The 21,779-nt window shown below is 73.6% G+C and carries 22 protein-coding genes; 16 read left to right on the forward strand and 6 right to left on the reverse strand.

Annotation, left to right across the window (positions count from 1 at the left end; all coding sequences use genetic code 11):
* The first annotated feature begins 23 nt into the window (after positions 1-23).
* Positions 24-1,061: a tetratricopeptide repeat protein gene (locus tag ACIBCA_RS00835; RefSeq protein WP_396280596.1), complete on the forward strand. Its 1,038-nt coding sequence runs from the start codon at positions 24-26 to the stop codon at positions 1,059-1,061.
* 55 nt (positions 1,062-1,116) lie between these two features.
* On the opposite strand, the gene ACIBCA_RS00840 is transcribed toward ACIBCA_RS00835, so the two are convergent.
* A complete protein-coding gene (locus tag ACIBCA_RS00840) occupies positions 1,117-2,205 on the reverse strand; it encodes a sensor histidine kinase (protein WP_396281215.1) in 1,089 nt (362 codons plus the stop codon).
* A gap of 13 nt (positions 2,206-2,218) precedes the next feature.
* Positions 2,219-2,926, reverse strand: a complete 708-nt coding sequence (locus tag ACIBCA_RS00845; protein ID WP_396280597.1) for a response regulator transcription factor — start codon at positions 2,924-2,926, stop codon at positions 2,219-2,221.
* Positions 2,927-3,014: 88 nt separating this feature from the next.
* Here ACIBCA_RS00845 and ACIBCA_RS00850 point away from each other — a divergent pair, with 88 nt between their 5' ends.
* A complete protein-coding gene (locus ACIBCA_RS00850) occupies positions 3,015-4,085 on the forward strand; it encodes an endonuclease/exonuclease/phosphatase family protein (RefSeq protein WP_396280598.1) in 1,071 nt (356 codons plus the stop codon).
* A 19-nt stretch (positions 4,086-4,104) separates the two neighbouring features.
* Here ACIBCA_RS00850 and ACIBCA_RS00855 read toward each other — a convergent pair whose 3' ends face one another.
* Complete coding sequence (locus ACIBCA_RS00855; protein WP_396280599.1) at positions 4,105-4,866, reverse strand: SDR family NAD(P)-dependent oxidoreductase; 762 nt, start codon at positions 4,864-4,866, stop codon at positions 4,105-4,107.
* Between the two features lie 142 nt (positions 4,867-5,008).
* Here ACIBCA_RS00855 and ACIBCA_RS00860 point away from each other — a divergent pair, with 142 nt between their 5' ends.
* Entirely contained in the window at positions 5,009-5,587 is a 579-nt protein-coding gene (locus ACIBCA_RS00860) for a TetR/AcrR family transcriptional regulator (RefSeq protein WP_396280600.1), read from the forward strand.
* 74 nt (positions 5,588-5,661) lie between these two features.
* Here the strand turns inward: ACIBCA_RS00860 and ACIBCA_RS00865 are convergent, their stop codons facing one another.
* A complete protein-coding gene (locus tag ACIBCA_RS00865; RefSeq protein WP_396280601.1) occupies positions 5,662-7,179 on the reverse strand; it encodes an MFS transporter in 1,518 nt (505 codons plus the stop codon).
* 112 nt (positions 7,180-7,291) lie between these two features.
* Here ACIBCA_RS00865 and ACIBCA_RS00870 point away from each other — a divergent pair, with 112 nt between their 5' ends.
* Positions 7,292-7,924 (forward strand): TetR family transcriptional regulator, encoded by a 633-nt coding sequence (locus ACIBCA_RS00870; RefSeq protein WP_396280602.1) that lies wholly within the window; start codon positions 7,292-7,294, stop codon positions 7,922-7,924.
* 11 nt (positions 7,925-7,935) lie between these two features.
* Here the strand turns inward: ACIBCA_RS00870 and ACIBCA_RS00875 are convergent, their stop codons facing one another.
* Complete coding sequence (locus ACIBCA_RS00875) at positions 7,936-8,541, reverse strand: DinB family protein (RefSeq protein WP_396281216.1); 606 nt, start codon at positions 8,539-8,541, stop codon at positions 7,936-7,938.
* 118 nt (positions 8,542-8,659) lie between these two features.
* Between ACIBCA_RS00875 and ACIBCA_RS00880 the strand changes: the two genes are divergently transcribed.
* The 3 genes from ACIBCA_RS00880 to ACIBCA_RS00890 all read left to right on the forward strand — a co-directional run bounded on the left by ACIBCA_RS00880 (position 8,660) and on the right by ACIBCA_RS00890 (position 11,902).
* A complete protein-coding gene (locus tag ACIBCA_RS00880; RefSeq protein ID WP_396280603.1) occupies positions 8,660-9,691 on the forward strand; it encodes a sigma-70 family RNA polymerase sigma factor in 1,032 nt (343 codons plus the stop codon).
* 207 nt (positions 9,692-9,898) lie between these two features.
* Positions 9,899-10,732, forward strand: coding sequence for a PP2C family protein-serine/threonine phosphatase (locus tag ACIBCA_RS00885; protein ID WP_396280604.1), 834 nt, complete (start codon positions 9,899-9,901; stop codon positions 10,730-10,732).
* Positions 10,733-10,795: 63 nt separating this feature from the next.
* The gene (locus ACIBCA_RS00890) at positions 10,796-11,902 is read left to right on the forward strand and encodes an MASE1 domain-containing protein (protein ID WP_396280605.1); all 1,107 of its coding nucleotides are present in this window, start codon (positions 10,796-10,798) and stop codon (positions 11,900-11,902) included.
* A 55-nt stretch (positions 11,903-11,957) separates the two neighbouring features.
* Here the strand turns inward: ACIBCA_RS00890 and ACIBCA_RS00895 are convergent, their stop codons facing one another.
* A complete protein-coding gene (locus ACIBCA_RS00895) occupies positions 11,958-13,334 on the reverse strand; it encodes an FUSC family protein (RefSeq protein WP_396280606.1) in 1,377 nt (458 codons plus the stop codon).
* A gap of 76 nt (positions 13,335-13,410) precedes the next feature.
* Here ACIBCA_RS00895 and ACIBCA_RS00900 point away from each other — a divergent pair, with 76 nt between their 5' ends.
* The 9 genes from ACIBCA_RS00900 (at position 13,411) to ACIBCA_RS00940 (ending at position 21,777) form a co-directional block, all read left to right on the forward strand.
* On the forward strand, positions 13,411-13,833 hold the full coding sequence (locus tag ACIBCA_RS00900) for a MarR family winged helix-turn-helix transcriptional regulator (protein WP_396280607.1): 423 nt from the start codon (positions 13,411-13,413) through the stop codon (positions 13,831-13,833).
* 85 nt (positions 13,834-13,918) lie between these two features.
* Positions 13,919-14,677, forward strand: coding sequence for a DeoR/GlpR family DNA-binding transcription regulator (locus ACIBCA_RS00905; protein ID WP_396280608.1), 759 nt, complete (start codon positions 13,919-13,921; stop codon positions 14,675-14,677).
* 188 nt (positions 14,678-14,865) lie between these two features.
* Positions 14,866-16,143 carry an extracellular solute-binding protein gene (locus ACIBCA_RS00910; protein ID WP_396280609.1) on the forward strand — a complete coding sequence of 426 codons (1,278 nt, stop codon included), beginning with the start codon at positions 14,866-14,868 and terminating at the stop codon, positions 16,141-16,143.
* 79 nt (positions 16,144-16,222) lie between these two features.
* Positions 16,223-17,131 (forward strand): carbohydrate ABC transporter permease, encoded by a 909-nt coding sequence (locus ACIBCA_RS00915; protein WP_396280610.1) that lies wholly within the window; start codon positions 16,223-16,225, stop codon positions 17,129-17,131.
* Entirely contained in the window at positions 17,128-17,961 is an 834-nt protein-coding gene (locus ACIBCA_RS00920) for a carbohydrate ABC transporter permease (protein ID WP_396280611.1), read from the forward strand. Before ACIBCA_RS00915 ends, ACIBCA_RS00920 begins: the two co-directional genes overlap by 4 nt.
* A 41-nt stretch (positions 17,962-18,002) precedes the next feature.
* Complete coding sequence (locus ACIBCA_RS00925; RefSeq protein ID WP_396280612.1) at positions 18,003-18,992, forward strand: SIS domain-containing protein; 990 nt, start codon at positions 18,003-18,005, stop codon at positions 18,990-18,992.
* Entirely contained in the window at positions 18,985-19,989 is a 1,005-nt protein-coding gene (locus ACIBCA_RS00930; RefSeq protein WP_396280613.1) for an ROK family protein, read from the forward strand. The genes ACIBCA_RS00925 and ACIBCA_RS00930 overlap by 8 nt, the downstream gene beginning before the upstream one ends.
* Positions 19,986-20,945, forward strand: coding sequence for a 1-phosphofructokinase family hexose kinase (locus tag ACIBCA_RS00935; RefSeq protein WP_396280614.1), 960 nt, complete (start codon positions 19,986-19,988; stop codon positions 20,943-20,945). Before ACIBCA_RS00930 ends, ACIBCA_RS00935 begins: the two co-directional genes overlap by 4 nt.
* Positions 20,926-21,777 carry a ketose-bisphosphate aldolase gene (locus tag ACIBCA_RS00940; protein ID WP_396280615.1) on the forward strand — a complete coding sequence of 284 codons (852 nt, stop codon included), beginning with the start codon at positions 20,926-20,928 and terminating at the stop codon, positions 21,775-21,777. The genes ACIBCA_RS00935 and ACIBCA_RS00940 overlap by 20 nt, the downstream gene beginning before the upstream one ends.
* Positions 21,778-21,779 lie beyond the last annotated feature (2 nt).

The raw sequence follows: 21,779 nt of genomic DNA on the forward strand, positions 1-21,779 counted from the left end.
GTCGCACTTCGGGAGGGAAGACCGTGCCGGACCGCACCACCTCGGACGAGCAGTTCGCCAAGGACCTCGCAGGCATGCTGGCCGCGCCGCACACCGTGCCGCTGGGCCTGAAGCCCGGCATCCCGTGGTTCGACTTCGACCTCGCCTTCGAACTCGGCCTCGGCTACGCCAACCGCGACGAGATCGCGGCGACCGAGGCCGTCGCCGCCACCGCGCTGGCCTCGCCCGGGGCCAGGCTCCAGGCGGCGGGCCACCTGCTGACCGCCGTGGTGCACATGAGCCGGGGCCGGTTCCGCCGGGCCTGGTCCGCCGCCGGAAAGGCCGCGAAGACCGTGAAGGTCCCCGACCCGGACGTGGCCGCCGAGGTCGCCTACGTCCGGGGCCTCGTCCTGGAGGGCAAGGGCAACCACCGGGACGCGAGCCGCCAGTACGCGCTGGTCGCCGACTCCGGCCGCCCCCGCACCTTCGCCCGCGCCGCGCTCGCCATGGGCGGCATGCTCGCCCGCGAGACCCAGGACTGGGACCAGGACGCCTTCGACACCCTCTCCACCGCCGTCGCCACCGGCTTCGAGGAGGTCGTCGGCCCCGCCCGGCTGATGCAGGCCCTGATGGCCGACCGCGTCGGCGACCACGACGTCGCGGCCTCCCTCTACCGCGAGGCGGCCCACACCACCGTCCCCCACACCGCCGCCCAGGCCTCCTTCCACCTCGGCGACCTCCTCCGGAGCCGCGGCGACACGCAGGAAGCCCGCACCCACCTCGCCGTCGCCGCCCGCTCCAGCGACCCCGAGTTCTCCGCCAAGGGCGCCCTGGCCCTCGGCATCCTGCTCATGGAGGCGGGCGAGAGCGCCGACGCCCTCGAGGTCTTCACCTTCGCCTCGAACTCCCGCTACGAACCCGGCGCGGCCCGCGCCCACTGCCACCTCGGCCTGCTCGCGATCGACGCCGGCGACTTCGCGAACGGCGAGCGCCACCTGCGGATCGCGCAACGCCACAAGGACCCGCAGATCAAGGCCGCCGTCGCCGAGGGCCTCGCCCACCTCCGCAACGCCCGCCGCTGACGCGCGACCGGCTAGAACAGCCGGGCCGCCCCCTCACACCTCTCCCGATTCGCTTTCAGTAGCCGCCGGTCGCGGGCAGTTCCACGGTGATGCGCAGACCGCCCCCGGGGCGCGGGGTGAGGGTGAGCGTTCCGTCGTGCGCGTGGGTGATGGTCCTGACGATGGCCAGGCCGAGGCCGACGCCCGCGTGGTCGGTGCGGATGCGCTCGGTGCCGCGCCGGAAGGGTTCGGTGAGGGTGGCGGCCAGCCCCGGGGTGACCGGCTCGCCGGTGTTCTCGACGGTGAGCACGGCGCCGCCGTCGGGGCGGAGGCCGGTGGTCACCCACACCGTGCCCCGGTCGGGCAGGTTGTGGACGATCGCGTTCTGCACCAGGTTCACGGCCAGTTGCAGCAGCAGTGCGGGCGATCCGGTCGCGGGGGTGACGTCGCCGCGGGTCTCGACGGTGACGCCGTGCTGCTCCGCGAGGGGCAGCAGCGTCTCGGCGGCCTCCTCCGCGATGAACGACAGGTCGACGCGCTCCCGGGTGAAGGCCCGCTGCTCGGCGCGGCTGAGCAGGAGCAGGGCCTCGGTGAGGGCGATCGCCCGGGTGTTGACGGTGTGGAGGCGGTCGACGAGTGCATCGGCGTCGTGGTCCGGATCGCTGCGGGCGACGTCGAGGAGCGCCTTGGAGACCGCCAGCGGGGTGCGCAGCTCGTGCGAGGCGTTGGCCGCGAACCTCCGCTGCTCGCCGACCTGCGCTTCGAGCCGGGCCAGCATGGTGTCGAAGGCGTCGGCGAGTTCACGGAACTCGTCCTTGCGGCCCGGGAGTTCGATCCGGTGCGCGAGCGATCCGCCGGAGACCAGCCGGGTGGCGTCGGAGATGCGGGTCAGCGGGGCCAGCATCCGGCCGGCGAGGAACCACCCTCCCGCGAGGCCGAACAGCAGCAGGAACGCCATCACCGCGGCCGCCCTCGGGGCGAAGACGCGCAGGAGGTTGTCGCGGATGGGGAAGACACCCTCGGTGAGGTCGGTGGAGCCGGGGATGATGAGCGCACGGCCGGGGACGTACTTCAGGAGGAACCACCACACCGCCGCGAGCAGCAGGGTGCCGGCCACCATGAGGAAGCCGGCGTAGCTGAGGGTGAGTTTGAGGCGGACGCTCAGCCCCGGTGCCCGGTCAGGTGCTCTGTCCACGCTCGCCGCCGCCCTCCTGCCCGGCCCCCGGTTGCGCGTCGATGCGGTAGCCGGCGCCCGGCACGGTGGCGATGACCCAGGGTTCGCCGAGGCGCTTGCGCAGCGCGGACACGGTGATGCGCACGGCGTTGGTGAACGGGTCGGCGTTCGCGTCCCAGGCGCGTTCCAGGAGTTCCTCGGCGCTGACCACGCCGCCCTCGGCCTCGACGAGGACCTCGAGCACGGCGAACTGCTTGCGGGTGAGCGCGACGTAGCGCCCGTCCCGGTAGACCTCGCGCCGGAACGGGTCCAGCCGCAGGCCCGCGATCTCCCGTACGGGCGGCCGGCTGCGGGCGCGCCGGCGGTCGAGCGCCCGGAGCCGGAGCGCGAGCTCGCGGAGCTCGAAGGGCTTGGTGAGGTAGTCGTCGGCGCCGAGTTCGAACCCGGACGCCTTGTCGTCGAGCCGGTCGGCCGCGGTGAGCATGAGGATCGGCATGCCGCTGCCGGAGGCCACGATGCGCCTGGCGATCTCGTCCCCGGACGGCCCGGGGACGTCGCGGTCCAGGACGGCGATGTCGTAGGCGTTGACGCCCAGCAGTTCCAGTGCGGTGTGGCCGTCACCGGCGATGTCGGCCGCGATGGCCTCCAGTCGTAGCCCGTCGCGGATGGCTTCCGCCAGAAGTCGTTCGTCCTCGACGATCAGCACACGCATGCCCGCCATGCTACGAGCGGCCGCATATCGTCCGCGTATCGAAATCCGCATACGCGCCGGCGACACCGCGCCGCCTTGACTGCCGCACATGACCCAGACCCTGTCCCCGGCGCAGACCTCGGACGACCGGAAGACCGGCGTCGCGGCCTGGCACGCGCGCATCCGCCGGGCCGTACACGCCGCCTCCCGACCGGAGTCCTGGAAGCGCGGCCTCGTCCTCGCCGCCCTGGCGCTGCTGCTCGGGCTGACCATGCTGCTGCACGCGTGGATTCCGAACCGGGGGCTCGGCAACCTCGGCAGCCTGGTGGAGAGCCTCCTGCCCTGGTTCGGCGTGTTCGTCCCGCTGCTGCTGGCCGCCGCGCTGTGGCGCCGCTCCGCCTCCGCGACGGCCGCGCTGCTGCTGCCCGTCGTGGCCTGGGTGTACCTCTTCGGCGGGCTGCTCGGTGACCGGTCGCAGTCGGGCGGGGACCTCACCGTGGCCGAGCAGAACGTCTACGCCGAGAACACCGACCCGGCCGGTACCGCGCGCGACCTGGCCGCCCACGGCGCGGACGTCCTGGCCCTGGTGGCACTGACCCCCGAGGCCACACCGCTGTACGTGCAGGCCCTGGCGAGCAGGTACCCGTTCCACACGGTGCAGGGCACGGTCGGGCTGTGGAGCAGGTTCCCGCTCTCCGACACCCGGCCGATCGACGTCGTCGACTACGGGCCGCTGGGAGCCACCAAACCGTCCGACGCCAAGCTGGCCGTCAACCGGGCGCTGCGCACCACGGTGACCACCGACCGGGGCCCGCTGACCGTGTACGTGGCCCACCTCGGCTCTGTCCGGGTGCTCCCCGCGAAGGGCTTCTGGACGGAGTCGCGCAACCTCGGCGCGCAGGCCCTCGGCAGGGCCCTCGCCGCCGATCCGAGCCCTCGGGTGCTGCTGCTCGGCGACCTGAACGGCACCCTGGACGACCGCGCGCTCGCCGGCCTGACCACCCAGCTGCACTCGGCCCAGGACGCGGCCGGGGACGGCTTCGGCTTCACCTGGCCGGCCGCGTTCCCGATGGTGCGGATCGACCAGATCATGGTCCGCGGCATACGACCGGAAAGTTCCCGGGTGCTCGCGGCCAACGGCAGCGACCACCGGCCGGTGACGGCCGCGCTCAGCTGGTGACCACGATGACGGGGGCCGCTCAGACCTGCGCCATGCCGCCGTCGGCGAAGAGCTCGACGCCGGTGATGAAGCTGGAGGCGTCGCTGGAGAGGAACGCCACGGCCTTGCCGATCTCGCGCGGGTCGGCGATCCGCCCGGTCGGGTTGCCTTCGCCCATCCTCCGGACCGCGGCGGCGACGGCGTCGGCGCCCTGCGCCATGCCCAGGGCGCTGCGCAGGGACTCGGTGTCCACGGCGCCGGGGCTGAGGACGTTCATGCGGATGCCGGTGCCCTTGATGTCCTGGATCCAGGACCGGATGAAGGCGCGCACCGCGGCCTTGGAACCGCCGTACAGGCCCATGCCCGCCGGCGGCTGGATGGACCCGGTCGACCCGATGACGACGACCGTGCCGCCGGGCGGCAGCAGCGCGATCGCCGGCTGGACGGTGAACAGGACGCCCTTGGCGTTGACGTCGAACGTCCGGTCGAACTGCTCCTCGGTGATCGCGCCGAGCGGGGCGTGCGCGCCGATGCCGGCGTTGGCCACGACCGCGTCGAGGTGTCCGTGGCGTGCGATGACCTCCCGGTACGCCGCCTCCATGTCGGCGAGCTTCGTGACGTCGGCCACGATGCCCGAGGAGTTCGGGCCGATCCTGGCGACCGCCTCGTCCAGCCGCTCCTGCTGCAAGTCGGTGATGACCACGCGGGCGCCTTGGTCCACGAACTCCTGGGCGATCCCCAGGCCGACACCGGACGCGCCACCGGTGACCACGGCGACCTTGCCTTCGAGCGGGAGGCTCATCGTCTTCTCCTCTGATGTGCTGGCCCGCACCGTGCGGACGACGACGGCGCGTGTCCTACACTCGTAAGTGGAGGCGCCGCCGTTTCGAGGACACTAAGCGGAGGAGCCTCCACTTAGCAACACTCGAGGAAAGAGCGCTCCGATGACCCCAGAGACCGGCCGGCCGCTGCGCGCCGATGCGCGGCGCAACCGGGAGAAGATCCTCTCCACCGCGGCGCGCGTCTTCGCGGAGCAGGGACTCGACGCACACCTGGAGCACATCGCCAAGGAGGCGGGCGTCGGCACCGGCACGCTCTACCGCAACTTCCCGACCCGGGAACTCCTGATCGAGGCCGCCTACCGCAACGAACTGAGCCGGCTGTGCGAGGCGGCCCCCGAACTCCTCGCGGCCGTGCCGCCACTCGAGGCGCTTCGCGCCTGGATGGGGCGCTTCATCGACTACGCCACCGCGAAACTGGGGATGGCCGATGCCCTCCGCGCCGTCGTCGACTCCGGCGTCAACCCCTACGCCCACAGCCGGGAGTTGATGATGACCGCCCTCACCTCGCTCCTGGACGCCGCGACCGCCACCGGCGGCATCCGATCGGACATCAGCCCGGCCGACATGTTCGCCGCCCTCACCGGCGTCGCCCTCGCCTCGGGAAAGCCCGAACAGCGCGAACAGGCCGAACGCCTCCTCGACCTCATCCTCGACGGACTCAGGTACGGCATAGCGGACTGACGCCTTACCGGCAACCCCATGACGGCGAGGGCGCGCACCGCGTGGTGCGCGCCCTCGCCGTTTCACGGACGGTCTCACCGCTCCGAGCTGCGCCGCCGCAGGAGCAGGGCCACCGCGACCGCCGCCAGCAGGAGCGTCGCCGCGCCGCCGAGCAGCGCCTCCTGGAGTCCGGCGACGAAGGCCGTACGGGCGTGGTCGAGCACCGGGCCGCCCATCGCGGCCGCCGCGCCGAGGGAGGAGCGGGCGGCGTCGGCGGCCTGCGCCGGCAGGTCCGGGAGGGTGAGGTGGCTCCGGTAGCCGGCGGTCAGGATGCTGCCGAGGACCGCGATGCCCAGGGCGCCGCCGAGTTCCCGGGCCAGGTCGTTCATCGCCGAGCCCACGGCCTGCTGGGTGGCGGGCAGGGCGTCGGTGATGGCGGTGGTGGCGGGCGGCATCGCCAGTCCGAGACCGGCCCCGAGCACCACCAGGATTCCCGCGAGCTGCCAGTACGGGGTGTCGCCGTCGACCCGGGAGAAGAGGCCGAGACCGGTGGCCGCCAGCACCAGACCGGCCACCCACGGGCGCCGGACGCCGAGCCGGGCGCCGAGCAGCGGGCTCAGCCGGGAGCCGGGCACCAGGGTCGCCGCCATCGGCAGCATGCTGACCGCGGCCGTCAACGCGCTGTCGCCGCGCACCAGTTGCAGGTACTGCATCAGGACGAAGAGGAAGCCGAAGAAGGCGAAGAACTGCAGCGCGATCGACGCCGTGCCGGCCGCGAACCTGCGGTTGCGGAACAGCCGAGGGTCGAGCAGCGGGTGGCCGGTCCTCAACTCCCAGGCGACGAAGCCGATCAGGACCAGCAGCCCGAGGCCCGCGCCGCCCAGGGTGGCCGGGCTGGTCCAACCGTGCTGCGGCGCCTCGATGATGCTGTAGACGAGCACCCCGAGACCGGTGGCGACCAGCAGCGCACCGAGTACGTCCAGCGGCGGCTGCTGCGGCTCGGCCGACTCCGGCACCCGGGCCACCACCCCGGCCACGGCCAGCCCCGCGAGCACCACGTTCAGCAGGAAGACCGAGCGCCAACTCCACTCCTGCAGAAGGGAACCCGAGATCAGCACCCCGACCACGGCGGACGCCCCCGCCACGGCCGCCCAGACGCTGACCGCGCCGGCCCGCCGCTCTCGCGGGAAGGTGCTGGTGATGGTGGCGAGGGTGGCGGGCATGACCAGCGCCGCGCCGACCCCGAGCAGGGCCCGGACGGCGATCAGCGCGTCCGGCGAGGTGGTGGTCATCGCCAGCGCGGACCCGGCGCCGAAGACCGTCAGCCCCGCGAGCAGCGCGCGACGGCGGCCGAACCGGTCGCCGAGCGCACCGGCGGGGAGCAGCAGGGCGGCGAAGACCAGGCTGTAGGCGTCGATGATCCAGGACAGCTGGGACTGGTCGGCGTGGGTCTCGCGGGCGATCGCCGGGAGGGCCACGTTCAGTGAGGACATCGCGGCGACCACGGTGGCCAGCGCGAGGCAGGTGATCGCCAGGACGGCGGTGTGGCGGGCGGGCGCAGCGGCGCCGGCGGCGGGTGACGCGGTGGCGAGCGGTGACTGGACGGCGTGCACGGTGCTCGGCCTCCCCTGGATTCGGGTGAGTGGGACGAGCACCACGGTGGCGCCGCGCGGGCTACCATTTCAACGCTGATGAATTAATCGGCCACGACGGAAGGAGCGAGGCGTGCCACGAGGTCGTCGCCCCGGCAGCCCGGACACCAAGGCCGCCGTCCTGGAGGTCGCCCGCCGCCGTTTCCTGGCCGAGGGGTACCAGGCCGTGACGCTGCGCTCGATCGCGGCGGAGGCGGGCGTCGACATGGCGCTGATCAGCTACTACTTCGGTTCCAAGCGGGGCCTGTTCGGCGCCGCGATGGCACTGGCGGTCAACCCGGCCGAGGTGATCGAGCAGGTGCTGGCGGGCGATCCGGCCACCCTGCCGCAGCGCCTGCTGCGCACTCTGATCGCCGTCTGGGACAACCCCGCGTCCGGCCCCCCGCTGCTGGCCATGCTGCGCAACGCGGTGCAGGACGAGGGGCACGGGGCTCTGGTGCGGGAGGTCCTGCAACGCGAGATCGTGGAGCGGGTGGCGGCCCGGCTCGACGGCCCCGGCGCGCAGCGACGGGCGGCGGCGTTCGGCGTGGTGGTCGCCGGGGTGATCACCACGCGCTACCTGGTCCGGCTGGAACCCGTGGCCTCGATGACCGCTGATGAAATCGTCCGCCACGTCGGACCGTCCCTGCGGCTCGCCCTCAACGGCCCCGAACCGGCCGGACGGGCCGCCCGGCCGCCCCGGGGAGCCGGTGCGGCCCGTCCATGAGTGGGCCGGCCTCAGTCCCGGGCGGCGGCGGCCACCTCCTCGAGCCTGGCGCGGTACTCCGCCCACCCCTGCTCGTCCATCGGCGGCAACTGCCCTGCGGCGCCGGGCCGGTAGCCGACCGTACCGTCGATCAGCTCGCGGACGACGTCCGCATGGCCGGTGTGGCGCTCGGTCTCGGCGACCAGGTGGATCAGGATCTGATGGAGAGTGGCCGCACGACGGGGCTCGGGGAACCAGGGGACAAAGCCGGTGGCGGTCAGCGGGAGGGCGTCGATGGTGGCGTCGGCGTGCTGCCAGGCCCGGCGGTAGGTGTCGGTGATGTACGCGCGGGACTCGTTGGCGGTGGCCCACTTGTCGGTGTCGGGGGCGAGGCCGAACGGGCCCAGGTCGGGGCGGAACCAGGCCACCGGCTCGGTGTAGTGGCGGCCGAACACCCAGCCCAGGTAGAGCAGTTCGACGCCGGCCAGGTGCTTGACCAGGCCGAGCAGGTTGGTGCCGGTCGGGGTGAGCGGACGGCGGACGTCGCGCTCCGAGAGGCCGTCCAGCTTCCAGAGCACGGTCTCGCGGGCGTCCTGCAGGTAGCGGCGCAGGTCCGACTTGAGGTCGGCGGTGGACAGGTCGGTGGTGGACAGGTCGGTGGTGTGCGGGAATTCGGCGGTGGACACGGGTCCTCCTCGGGGTGGCTGAACGAGCGGTCGACGTTATGACCCACGGGATGGGGCAGAATCGTCGCCCGTGAGCGAGGAAATTTCCGCGGCCTCCGCATCGGACGACCTGGCCGGGGCACGCGAGGGGGACGACGCGGCGTTCACCCGGCTGGTGGCACCACTGCGCGGGGAACTGCACGTCCACTGCTACCGCATGCTCGGCTCGGCCCACGACGCGGACGACGCGTTGCAGGAGACGCTGCTGCGGGCCTGGCAGGGTCTGGCCGGCTTCGAGGGCCGCAGCTCACTGCGCGCCTGGCTGTACACGGTGGCCACCCACACCTGCCTGAGCGCCATCACCCGCCGCGGAAGGCGCGCTCTGCCGGTGGACCTCGGCCCGGCAAGCGACCACGCCGTCCTCGACGCCACCGCGCTGACCGAGGTCGCCTGGCTGGGCCCCTACCCCGACGCGGGCCTGCCCGCCGGCCCGGCCGGTCCCGCCGCGCGGTACGAGCAGCGCGAGGCCGTCGAGCTCGCCTTCGTCGCCGCCGTGCAGCACCTGCCGGGCAACCAGCGGGCCGCGCTGCTGCTGTTCGACGTGCTCGGCTTCTCCGCCGCCGAGATCGCCGCCATGATGGACACCTCGACCACCTCGGTGAACTCCGCCCTCGCCCGGGCCCGCCGCCGGCTCGCCGAACGCGTCCCGGCGCCCTCGCAGCAGCAGGCCCTGCGCAAGCTCGGCGACGCCCGGGTCCGCGAGACGGTCACCGCCTTCGCCGCCGCCCTGGAGCGCGGGGACGCCGACGCCCTGGTCGCCCTGCTCACCGAGGACGTCACCTGGTCCATGCCGCCGCTCGCCCAGTGGTACCAGGGACGCGAGGCCGTCATGGACTTCGCCGTCGAGGTCCCGCTCACCCGCTGCCCGAGCTGGCGCCACCGCCTCACCTCGGCGAACGGCCAGCCGGCGGTCGCCTTCTACGTGGGCGCGAGCCCTTCGGCCCCGCACATCGCGTGGTCGGTCACGGTGCTGACGCTGCGCGGCGAGCTGATCGAGGCGCTCACTTCGTTCCTCGGGACGGAGCACGTCCAGCGCTTCGGCCTGCCCGCCGAGTGGGCCTGACCGGCGGCGCCTTCGCCTGCCACCAGGCCCGGGCCGTCCTGCTCGGCAACCCGGCCGGCCTCGATCACCTTCCGCGCACGCCACATCACCCTGGGTTCGTACGCCTCGGGGCGATCACCCCGCCCTCGGGCCGCTCGAGCGGCCGTCGCCCGTTCGGCCGACATACGCTGGCTCTGGTCACCCACCCCACAGCCCGCCGGAGGGCCGATGATCCGCCGCCGCCCCGCCGGCCGCCCCAGCGCCGACGACCTGCTGACCGAACTCGGCCGGCTGACCGCGTCCGCCCTGGAACAGACCGAGGCGCAGCGGGCCCGGGTCGAGCTGGCCGAGGCCCTCCAGCGCGAGCTGCTGCCGTCCGCGCTGCCGCAGCTGCCCGGTCTGCGGGCGGCGGCCCGGTACGCGCCCGCCCGGCACGGTCTCAGCGTCGGCGGGGACTGGTACGACGGCTTCCGGCTGGCGGACGGCTCGGTGGCCTTCTCCCTCGGGGACGTCCAGGGCCACGACGTGGAGGCGGCGGCGATCATGGGCCAGGTGCGGGTCGGGCTGCGCGCGGTGGCGACCACGGACGCCGACCCCGGCGAGGTCCTGAGCCGGGCCAACGACCTGCTGATCTCCATGGACAGCCGCCGCTTCGCCACCTGCACCTTCCTGCGCTACGACCCGGCCACCGGGGACCTGTCGCACGCCCGGGCCGGGCACGTCCCGTCCATCTGGGCGGACGGCGAGGGCCGCTGGGGCCAGTGCACCGCCGACGACGAGGGCGGCCCGCCGCTCGGGGTGCTGCCCGGCCAGCGGTACCCGGTCGGCCACCACCGGCTGACCGGGACCGGGGTCGTCGCCCTGGTCACGGACGGGGTGGTCGAGGGGCCCGAGTTCCCGATCGAGGCCGGGCTGGAGCGGGTGGCGGCCGTGCTCCGGGAGCGGGTCGCGGACGAGCCGGAGGTGCTGGCCGCCGAACTCCTGGAGGTCGCCGACCTGACCGGGCACACCGACGACGCCGCCGTGCTGGTGCTGCGCCACGACGACCGCCACGACCCCTGAGGACTCCCGCTGCGCACGGGCGCGTGCGTGTCACGCCGGTACCGCGTGCCCGTCCGTAGTCAGATGGCTCCTGTGCCGCCCACCACCACGCCCCGCGCCCACGATGCCCGCCGCCTCGCCCGGGCCGCCGCGTTCCAGCTCGCGGTCACCGCGGTCTACCTCGGGGCCGGGCGGATCGGCCTGCTGGAGCAGGTGGTGATCGGCGGGGCCAAGGTCACCCCGCTCTGGCCGCCGACCGGGATCGCGCTCACCTGTCTGCTGCTGTTCGGCCTGCGCGTCTGGCCGGCGGTGGCCCTGGGCGCCTTCCTGGTGATCGCCTCCTCCGGGCCGCCGACCTGGGGCGCTGCCGGCATCGTGGCCGGGAACACCCTGGCCCCGGTCGCCGCGTACCTGATGCTGCGCCGGGCCCGGTTCCGGATCGAGCTGGACCGGCTGCGGGACGGGATGGCGCTGGTGTTCCTGGGGGCGTTCGCCGGGATGCTGGTCAGCTCCCTCATCGGCACCGCCGTCCTGATCCTGAACGGCGACCTGCCGGCCGACGGGTTCTGGTCCACCTGGTCGGCCTGGTGGACGGGCGACGCGATGGGGGTGCTGGTGGTGACCCCGGTGCTGCTGGCGCTGCGCACGGCCCGGCTGCGCGCGGACCGGCCGACCGATGACCGGCCGACCGATGACCGGCTGACCACCGACTGGCTGAGCACGGACCGGCTGACGGCTGACCGGCTGACGACCGACCGGCGCCGGTTCGACTGGGTGGAGCCCGTCCTGCTGCTGGCCGGCACCGTCGGCGCCTCCGTGGTCGCCACCTCCACCACGCTCAGCGTGCTCTTCCTGGTCTTCCCGTTCCTGATCTGGGCGGCGCTCCGGTTCCAGCAGCTCGGAGCGGCGTCCTGCGTCCTGCTGGTCTCGGTGCTCACCGTCACGGCGGCCACCCACCAGGCCGGCCCGTTCGCCGGTCACGGGCTGGTCGCCGCCATGGTGACGTTGCAGGCCCTCAACGGGTGCGCGGCGCTCACCGGCCTGCTGCTGGCCGCGATCGTGGCCGAGCAGCGGGACACCTACCGGCGGATCGAGCAGGCGACGGTCGAACTGGCCGAGGTCGTGAACCGCCTCGCCCCGGGCAAGGCCGACACCGACCGCTGGCTGCCGCCGGAGGACGGCGGCCGGTAGGACGTGCTTCTCGGATCACGCCGTACGGCGGTTCGCGGCGGCGCCGGAGGGGCTTTCACGTGGCGGCCGCCGGCCGGGTCGCCCGCAGGACGCGGCCCAACTCGGCACGTGCCGCGTCCAGTTCCGCCAGTGCGGCGGCGGGGACGGTGCTATCGGCCGTGTCCCCGAGGCGGGCGACGGCGGACGCGCAGCGCCGGGCCGCCTCCAGGGCGTCGGCCGCGTGCGCCGCGGGCCGCCGCCGGGCCGACAGCCGGCGGGTGAGCAGCCGGTGCAGCTGCGGCGGGCGGGCGACCTCTTCGACGCGTCGCAGCGCCTCCTGGCAGCGGGCCCGGTGGTGCCCGACGCCTTCGGGCCGGTGGCGCACCGCGTCGGCCAGCTCGCCCAGTGCGGTGAGGAGCGCGGCCGCACGACCGCGCAGCACCTGCCTGCTGCGCACCGGCAGCAGCAGCCAGCTGGCGGCGACGGCCAGCGCCGCGCCCAGGACGATGGCCGCCAGCCGTTGCACCAGCAGGGCCTGTCCCGTCTGCCCGAAGTAGCCGTACAGCAGGGAGAGCGCGGCCGTCACCGCACCGGCCCAGTAGGCGTAGTTGACGGCCCGTAGGCAGGTCGCGACCGCCAGCACGGCCAGGATGACCACGATCGAGCGCCGGTCGCCGGGCCCGAAGAGGCCGGCCAGCGGGGTCGCCGCGAGCGTGCCCAGGCCGGCGCCGACCACGCGCAGGCCGGCCTTGTGCAGCACGTCGCCCCGCCCGCGGTTGCCGCTGCACACGATGAAGGCCGTGAGGACCAGCCACGGCCAGTGGTCCGGGTAGGCCCAGCGGCCGAGCGCGAAGCTCGCGCCCACGGCGACGGTCATCTGGAGTGCCATCCTCGTGCTGACCGCCACCCGCCCGCGCGGCTGCGGCGCCGGCCGAACCGGTTCGTCGGACGGCGCCGGGGCGGTGAACCCGGTGCGGTCGGCGACGGATCGCGCCAGCACCACCGATGCGTAGGCGATGACCGCGGCCACGGCTCCCCACAGCGGCTGGGCCGCGCCGGGCGGCAGTGGCATCGGGGCCACGAGGAGCCCGATGAACGGGAGCGCGATCAGCGTCCCGAGCCGCGCCGCCTGCGGACCGAAGCGGCGGACCCACACCGACAGGCCCAGGGCGAGCGTGAAGACCGTACCCCCGGCGTTCGGGTGCTCCTGGAGCAGCCGGCCGACGCCGCCCGCGCCGACGGCGACCACGGCGAGCACCAGCGGCACGACGCCCTGAACGGGGCCGCGCCCCGGGCGCAGCGCCCGCCCCAGGCTCAGTGTGAGGACGACGGCGAGGACGACCACGTCCGGGTTCAGCCCTGCCAGCGTCTCCAGCAGCCAGGCCAGCAGGAAGGCGACCATCATCGCGGCGCTGGTGACCACCGCACTGCGGACCTGCTGATTCCTAAGCATTACGTATCACTTGTCCGGTCTCCGCCCGACTTTTTTGAGACCAATCCCGGTTATTTGTAAGTGGTACCTTAGAACCATGGAGGACGAGAAGGAAGCGGCAGCGATCCGGCGCGGGGTCCTGCGACTGGCCCGGCGACTGCGGACCGAGCGGCCGGAAGGGGCCCTGAGCACCAACAAGACCAGCGTGCTGGCCCATCTGCTGCACCACGGCCCGACCACTCCGGGCGATCTCGCGGCGGCCGAACGCCAGCAGCCGCAGTCGCTCACCCGGGTCTTCGCCGACCTCGAGGGCGCGGGCCTGGTGTCCCGGACCCGCAGTGCGGCCGACCGCCGCCAGGTGCTTCTCGCGATCACCGAGGAGGGCCGCCGCGCCTTCACCGAGGACATGGCCCAGCGGGACGTCTGGCTGGGCTCGGCCCTCGGCGGTCTCAACCACACCGAGCGCCAGGTCCTGATCCTCGCGGCCGGCCTGATGGACCGCCTGGCCACCACCGACTGAGACCGCCGGTCGGCGGCCGCCGGGGAGCCGGCGCCTCAGTCGGCACCTCAACCGACACCTCAGTCGACGCCACTACACTTCCGGCATGCTCAAAGCTGATCGAACCGCCCGCATCCTGTCACGCATGGCCGAGGCCGGCAGCGCCGATGTGCACGAGCTGGCCGATCTCCTGGGGGTGTCGCCGGCCACCGTCCGGCGCGACCTTCAGGAACTGCACGACCAGGGGCTGTTGCACCGCACCCGGGGCGGGGCCGTCACCGGTGCCGTCAACCTGGAGCTGCCGCTGCGGCACAAGCGGGGCCAGCGCCAGGCGGAGAAGCGGCGGATCGCGCTGGCGGCCGACCGGCTGGTGCCGGACGGCGCGGTGGTGGGCCTGACGGGTGGGACGACCACGAGCGAGCTGGCCCGGGTGCTGGCCGAGCGCGGCGGGATCACCATCGTCACCAACGCGGTCAACATCGCGGCCGACCTCATCGTGCGGCCGGACATCCGCCTGGTGGTGGTGGGCGGGATCGCCCGTACGACGAGCTACGAACTGGTGGGGCCGGCCGCCGACCGGATGCTCGCGCAGTACCACCTGGACCTGGCCTTCATCGGCGTGGACGGCCTGACCGCCCAGGAGGGCTGCACCACGCACGACGAGATGGAGGCCCAGACCGATCTGGCCTTCCTCCGCAGCAGCACGCGCTCGGTGGTGCTGGCCGACAGTACGAAGATCGGCCGGGTCACCTTCGCGAAGATCTGCCCGCTGTCCGAGGTCGACGACCTGGTCACCGACCAGGAGGCCGACGCGGCGCAGGAGAAGGCGATCGCCGACTGCGGGGTGCGGGTCCTGCGGGCCTGATCGCGCGTCACCCACCACCGTGCCCGACCGGGACCACCCGGTCGGGCTTTTCGCTGCACGCACCATTGACATGAACTGTCCGACGCAGCAAGCTCGATCGAACCTGCTCGAAAGAAGCACTCTTCAAGCAACTTGGATCACCCTCAGCTCAAGATCGAACCATGCGGCATGCGAAGGCGGTAACTGCGTTGAAGAATCGTGTCCTTGCCTTCTCGGCGGCCTGTGCCCTCGGCGCGCTCGTCCTCACCGCCTGCGGCAGCGGCAGCAGCGAAGGCGGCGGGAAAGACGCCGACGGCAAAGTGACGCTCAAGCTGGTCGCCGCCGACTACGGCGACAAGGAGTCCAACAGCTCCAAGGCGTACTGGAACTCCCTGGCCACGGCGTTCACCACCGCCAACCCCGGCATCAAGGTCGACGTCCAGGTGGTGAACTGGAACGACATCGACAAGCAGGTCCGCACGATGATCCAGAGCGGCAACGTGCCGGACGTCCTCCAGACCGGCGGCTACGCCGACAAGGTCGCCGACGACCTGCTCTACAAGGCCGAGGACGTGCTCTCCAGCGGCACCAGGGCCGACTTCCTCGACAGCTTCACCGAGGCGGGGAAGGTCAAGGGCGTCCAGTACGGCATCCCGTTCGTCTCCTCCGCCCGCGCCTTCTTCTACAACAAGGCGCTCTTCCAGCAGGCCGGCATCCCCCAGCCGCCCACCACCTGGGAGGAGGTCCGCAAGGACGCCGAGCTGCTCAAGGCCAAGGCGCCCGGCGTCACCCCGTACGCCCTGCCGCTCGGCCCGGAGGAGGCGCAGGGCGAGAGCATGATCTGGGAGCTGGGCAACGGCGGCGGGCCCACCGCCAAGGACGGCACGTACGCCCTCAACAGCCAGGCCGACATCGACACCTTCGCCTGGCTCAGGGCCAACCTCGTCGACCCCGGCCTCACCTACGCCAACCCGGCGACCACCGACCGCAAGACCGCCTTCGCCGACTTCGCCGCCGGCAAGGCGGGCATGCTCAACGGCCACCCCTCGCTGATCCAGATGGCCAAGGACGGCAAGGTCGACTACGGCGTCGCGCCGATCCCCGGCAAGTCGGGCCCGCTCAAATCCACCCTCGGCGTGGCCGACTGGACGATGGCCTTCAAGAAGAACGGCCACCGCGACCAGATCAGGAAGTTCCTCGACTTCGTCTACACGAAGGAGAACACCCTCACCTTCGACGAGACCTACAACCTGATGCCGGTCACCCAGGACACGCTGCGCGAGATGACCTCCAGCGGCAAGCACAAGGACCTCGAACCGTTCTTCGCCCTCCTGCCGAACGCCTCCTTCTACCCGCTGGGCGACACCAGTTGGGATGCGGTCTCCGCCGAGATGAAGAAGTCCGTCGGCGGCGCCGTCTCCTCCGACCCGGCCAAAGTGCTCGGCGACCTCCAGAAGAAGGCCCAGGACGCCGTCGCGAACCAGTAGCGACCACCCAGCGCACACGTAGCGACCACTAGCGAACTAGCGACCACGTAGCCGCCCGCGCCCCGCGAAAGGCACCCCGTTGTCCGTCGACCCCGCCGCCCGCCGAAGGCCGCTTCACCGCACGCTGGGCCCGCTGCCGTGGATCGGCCCGGCCGTCCTGCTGATCCTCCTCGTCGTCCTGTGGCCCGTGTACGAGATGGTGCGCACCTCCTTCCTGCGCATCAGCACCAGCGGCTTCGTCCGCGGCTCCGCCGGACTGGACAAGTACCGCAAGCTCCTCGGCGAGACCGACCTCGGCCACGTGCTGCTCTCCACGGTGGTCTGGACCCTCGCCGTGGTCGGCCTCACCATGCTGCTCTCCCTCGGCCTGGCCCAGCTGTTCGACCAGCGCTTCCCCGGCCGCAGGTTCGCCCGCTGGGCGCTGATCGCCCCCTGGGCCGCCTCCGTCCTGATGACCTCCATCGGCTTCCGCTGGATGCTCGACCGCACCGCGGGCGTGCTCAACACGGCGATGACCGATCTCGGCCTCATCGACGGGCCGCGCGACTGGCTCGGCGATCCCTCCACCGCCTGGCCGTGGATGGTGGCCGTCGCCGTCTTCGTCTCACTGCCGTTCACCACCTACACCCTGCTGGCCGGCCTCCAGACGATCCCCGCCGAGATCTATGAGGCGGCCCGGGTGGACGGCGCCTCTCCGTGGCAGTCGTACCGGCGGATCACGCTGCCGCTGCTGCGCCCGGCCTTCCTGGTCGGCCTGGTGATCAACCTGATCAACGTCTTCAACTCCTTCCCCGTCATCTGGGGCATGACCCAGGGCGGTCCGAGCAGCGACACGGCCACCACCACGGTGTTCATGTACCAGCTGAAGAGCACCGACCTCGGGGAGTCCGCCGCCATGTCGGTGGTCAACTTCGCGCTGGTGGTGCTGATGGTGCTGGCCTTCCTGAGGGTGAGCCGCTGGAACAGGGACACCGGGGAGGAGAGTTGACGAACCGTCGAATACGCCTCAGCCCGCGCACCCTGCTGCTCGCCGCCACCGCCTGGCTGCTGGCCGCCGTCTTCCTGCTCCCCTACCTGGAGATGGTCGTCACCGCGCTGCGCCCGGCCGACGAGCTGCGCGACGCGACCTACCTGCCACGGCAGTTCGCCTGGTCCAACTTCGTCAAGGTCTGGCGCGACTCGACCCTCGGCGCCAACCTGCGCGTCAGCCTGCTGGTCGCCGGCGGCTCCACCCTGCTCGCGCTGCTGGTCGCCCTGCCCGCCGCGTACCACACCGCCCGCATCCGCTACCGGGGGCGGCGGCTCTTCCTGCTGCTCGTCCTCGTCACCCAGATGTTCCAGCCGACCTCACTGCTGGTGGGCCTCTACCGCGAGTTCTACCAGCTGGACATGCTCAACTCGGTCTGGACGCTGATCCTCTGCAACGCGGCCTTCAACCTGGCCTTCGCCGTCTGGATCCTCACCGCCTACATCGGCTCGATCCCGGCGGAGCTGGAGGAGGCCGCCATGATCGACGGCCTCGGCCGGATCGGCGTGCTGCGCCGGGTCGTGCTGCCACTGGCGATGCCGGGCGTGGTGACCGCGCTGATCTTCACCTTCATCGCCGCCTGGAACGAGTTCGTGATGGGCCTGACCCTGTCGACCGCGCCGCAGAGCCAGCCGCTCACCGTGGGCCTCAACAGCTTCATCGGCGACTACACCGTGCAGTGGAACTACCTGTTCGCCGGATCGGTCGTCGCCATCCTGCCGGTGGTGGTGCTGTTCGCCCTGATCGAGCGGCAGGTGGTCTCCGGGCTCACCGCCGGGTCGGTCAAGTAGCGCCCCCGTCACGCCAGTTCACCCCCATCGAAGGAGCCCGGATGTCCGCCGACACGCCCAGCCACGCACGCACCCACACCGCCACCCACACAGCCACCCACACCGCCGCCGAGATCGCCTCGCAGCCCGCCTGCTGGAGCCGGGCCGCCGAGTCACTCCCCCTGCACGTGACCGCGCTGCCGCGCCGGGGCGAGCGCGTCGCCGTGGTCGGCTGCGGCACCTCCTGGTTCATGGCCCAGGCGTACGCGGCGCTGCGCGAGGGCGGCGGCCACGGGGAGACGGACGCCTTCGCGGCCTCCGAGTTCCCGGACGGGCGCGGCTACGACCGCGTCCTGGCCGTCTCCCGCTCCGGCACCACCACCGAGGTGCTGGACCTGCTGACGCGTGCCCGCGCCGCCGGGGTGGCCACCTCCGCCCTCACCGCCGACCCGGTCACCCCGGTGATGTCGCTGGCCGACCAGGTCGCGGTGCTGGACTTCGCCGACGAGCGCTCGGTGGTGCAGACCCGCTTCGCCACCACCGCCCTCGCCCTGCTGCGCGCCCACCTGGAGGCCGAGGGCGCACTGCCGGACGGCGTCCGCCCGCTCGCCCGGGCCGTACGCGACGTCGGGCGCGCCGTGACCGAGCCGCTGCCCGCCGGGGTGGTCGAGGCCGAGCAGTTCACCTTCCTCGGGCGCGGCTGGACGTACGGGCTCGCGCTGGAGGCCGGCCTGAAGCTGCGCGAGGCCGCCCGGGCCTGGACGGAGGCGTACCCGGCGATGGAGTACCGGCACGGGCCGATCAGCGTCACCGGCCCGGGCCGGGTCGCCTGGATGTTCGGCGCGCTGCCGGACGGACTCGCCGCCGACATCGACCGGACCGGCGGGCTGCTCGTCGCCCGGTCCGGCGACGCCGAAGGCGACGTGGACCCCCTGGCCGACCTCGTCCGGGCGCAGCGTCTCGCCGTCGCCGTCGCCGAGGCGCGCGGCTGCGACCCGGACCGGCCGCGCCACCTCACCCGCTCCGTCGTCCTGCGGAGCCAGGATGCCTAGCAGTGACTGCGTCCTCGCCCTGGACGTCGGTGGCACGGGCATGAAGGGCGCGGTGCTGGACCGCTCGTGTCGGCCACTGTCGGTGCTGCGGTTCCCGACCGACCGGCGAGCGGTCCTGGACGGAATCGCCGGGGCACTCCTGTCACTCGCTCGACTCGCCGCCGAACGGGAGTTGACGGTTCGTCAGGTCAGCGTGGTCGTCCCCGGCATCGTGGAGGAGAGCACCGGCCGGGCCGTCCGCTCCGTCAACCTCGGCTGGCGGGACCTCCGCCTCGCCGACCTGCTGCACGACCGCACCGGCCTCCCGGTGACGCTCGGCCACGACGTCCGGGCGGGAGGGCTGGCCGAGTCCGTCCTCGGCGCGGCGCGCGGGGCCGGGGACATGCTGTTCGTGCCGATCGGGACGGGCATCGCGGCCGCCGTGTTCTGCGACGGCCGCCCCGTCCTCGCCGGCGGCTACGCGGGCGAGCTGGGCCACCTCGAGGTGGAGCCGGACGGCGCGCCCTGTGCCTGCGGCGGGCGCGGCTGCCTGGAGGCCGTCGCCTCCGCGAGCGCCGTGGCCGCCGCGTACACCGCCCGCTCGGGCCGTACGGTCGGCGGCGCCGAGGAGGTCGCGGCCCTGCTGCGGCGGGGGGACGCGGAGGCCCGGGCGGTCTGGGCCCGCGCGGTGGAGGGCCTCGCCGTGGCGCTCGCCGCCGCCTCGGCGCTCCTCGCGCCCGAGCTGATCGTGCTCGGCGGCGGCCTGGCCGGGGCCGGGGCCGTGCTGCTCGACCCGGTCCGCGAACACCTCGCCGCGCGAACCGCGCTCCTGCGCAGGCCGAGGCTGGTGCGCGCCGGGCTCGGGGACCTGGCGGGCTGCCTGGGCGCCGGGCTCTACGCCTGGCGGGCGAGCGGCGAGGCGGACGGGCCGGTTGACGGGCCGGCGGGCGGGCAGGCGGACGGGCCAGCTGACGGGCGGACGGGCGGGCAGACGCAACCGACGGCGGTGGCCCGGTGATCCTCACCGTCACGCTCAACGCCGCGCTGGACGTCACCTACGAGGTCGACCGCCTCCTCCCCGGCGCCTCGCACCGGGTGGAGCGGGTGCACGAGCGGGCCGGCGGCAAGGGCATCAACGTCGCGCGCGTCCTGGCGGCCCTCGGCCGGCCGGCCGCCGTCACCGGCCTGGCGGGCGGGGCGACCGGCAGCCTGCTGCGTCAGGAGCTGCACGCCGCCGGGCTGCGGGACGACCTCGTCGCCGTCGCCGGGGACTCGCGGCGCACCGTCACCGTCGTCTCCCGGGCGGACGGCGAGGCGACCGTCTTCAACCAGCCCGGGCCCCGGTCGCAGCCCTCCGAGTGGGCAGCCTTCCGCGCGCACTACGCCCGGCTGGTCGAGGAGGCCGAGGTCGTGGTGCTGGCCGGCAGCCTTCCGCCCGGTCTGCCGCAGGACGCGTACGCGCAGCTCGTCACGGCGGCGGCGCGGGCCGGGGCCACCACCGTGGTGGACGCCTCCGGTGCGGCGCTGCTGGCGGCGCTGGCGGCCGGACCGGACGTGGTCAAGCCCAATGCGGCCGAACTCGCCGAGGCCACCGGCCGGCCGGGGATCGAGGACGGCGTCGACACCCTGCGCCTGCTCGGCGCGCGGGCCGTCGTGCTCTCCCGGGGCCCCGACGGCCTGCACGCCGTCACGCCCGAGGGCCGCTGGCGGTCGGCGCCCCCGCGCCGACTGGCCGGCAACCCCACCGGCGCCGGGGACGCCTGCGTGGCGGCGCTGGCCGCCGGGCTCGCGGACGGCGCCGGCTGGCCCGAACTGCTGCGGGAGGCGACGGCGCTGTCCGCTGCGGCCGTGCTGCGCCCGGTGGCGGGCGAGGTCGACCTCGCCGCGCACCCGCGGTTCCGGGCGACCGTCCTCGTGGAGGAGCTGAAGAGGGACGAGCCGAAGGAGACCGACCGTGCTCACCCCGACCGCTGAGATCGTCCGGGAGGCCGCCGCCAGGGGCGTCGGGGCCGGGGCGTTCAACGTCGTCCAGCTGGAGCACGCCCAGGCGATCACCGCCGGTGCCGAGGCCGCCGGCCTGCCGGTGATCCTGCAGATCAGCCAGAACACCGCCCGCTACCACGGCGCCCTCGAACCGATCGCCCTCGCCACCCTGGCGATCGCCCGCTCGGCCCGCGTGCCGGTGGCCGTCCACCTCGACCACGCCGAGTCCGCCGGGCTGGTGCGCGAGGCCGTCCGGCTGGGCCTCGGCTCGGTGATGTTCGACGGCTCCGCCCTGCCGTACGAGGAGAACCTCGCCACCACCCGGGAGGTCGTCGCGTACTGCCGGGCCCGGGGCGTCCAGGTCGAGGCCGAGCTCGGCGAGATCGGCGGCAAGGACGGCGCCCACGCCCCCGGAGTGCGCACCGACCCGGACCAGGCCCGCGCGTTCGTCGCGGCCACCGGGGTCGAGGCCCTCGCCGTGGCGGTGGGCAGCACCCACGCGATGCTCACCCGGGACGCCGTCCTCGACCTCGAACTGATCGGCCGGCTGCGCGCCGCCGTGCCCGTCCCGCTGGTGCTGCACGGCTCCTCCGGCGTCGGCGACGCGGGCCTGGCGGCCGCGGTCCGGGCGGGCATGACCAAGGTCAACATCTCCACCCACCTCAACCGGGTGTTCACCGACACCGTCCGCGCGCAGCTCGGCGCGCAACCGAAGACGGTGGACACCCGCCGCTACCTCTCCCCCGCCCGGGACGCCGTGGCCGCCGAAGTCACCCGGCTGCTGCGTCTGCTGGCCTCCTCGCCACCACCCGCCATGCGTTGACA

The sequence above is a fragment of the Kitasatospora sp. NPDC051170 genome (genome assembly GCF_044455705.1).
In the GTDB taxonomy this organism is placed as follows: domain Bacteria; phylum Actinomycetota; class Actinomycetes; order Streptomycetales; family Streptomycetaceae; genus Kitasatospora.

Bases quoted from the DNA above. Each gene is read 5' to 3' on its own strand.
- ACIBCA_RS00850 (WP_396280598.1), top strand. From the start codon at position 3,015: ATGACCCAGACCCTGTCCCCGGCGCAGACCTCGGACGACCGGAAGACC.
- ACIBCA_RS00890 (WP_396280605.1), top strand. From the start codon at position 10,796: ATGGCTCCTGTGCCGCCCACCACCACGCCCCGCGCCCACGATGCCCGC.
- ACIBCA_RS00845 (WP_396280597.1), bottom strand. From the start codon at position 2,926: ATGCGTGTGCTGATCGTCGAGGACGAACGACTTCTGGCGGAAGCCATC.
- ACIBCA_RS00855 (WP_396280599.1), bottom strand. From the start codon at position 4,866: ATGAGCCTCCCGCTCGAAGGCAAGGTCGCCGTGGTCACCGGTGGCGCG.
- ACIBCA_RS00925 (WP_396280612.1), top strand. From the start codon at position 18,003: ATGTCCGCCGACACGCCCAGCCACGCACGCACCCACACCGCCACCCAC.
- ACIBCA_RS00900 (WP_396280607.1), top strand. From the start codon at position 13,411: ATGGAGGACGAGAAGGAAGCGGCAGCGATCCGGCGCGGGGTCCTGCGA.
- ACIBCA_RS00885 (WP_396280604.1), top strand. From the start codon at position 9,899: ATGATCCGCCGCCGCCCCGCCGGCCGCCCCAGCGCCGACGACCTGCTG.
- ACIBCA_RS00905 (WP_396280608.1), top strand. From the start codon at position 13,919: ATGCTCAAAGCTGATCGAACCGCCCGCATCCTGTCACGCATGGCCGAG.
- ACIBCA_RS00930 (WP_396280613.1), top strand. From the start codon at position 18,985: ATGCCTAGCAGTGACTGCGTCCTCGCCCTGGACGTCGGTGGCACGGGC.
- ACIBCA_RS00895 (WP_396280606.1), bottom strand. From the start codon at position 13,334: ATGCTTAGGAATCAGCAGGTCCGCAGTGCGGTGGTCACCAGCGCCGCG.
- ACIBCA_RS00860 (WP_396280600.1), top strand. From the start codon at position 5,009: ATGACCCCAGAGACCGGCCGGCCGCTGCGCGCCGATGCGCGGCGCAAC.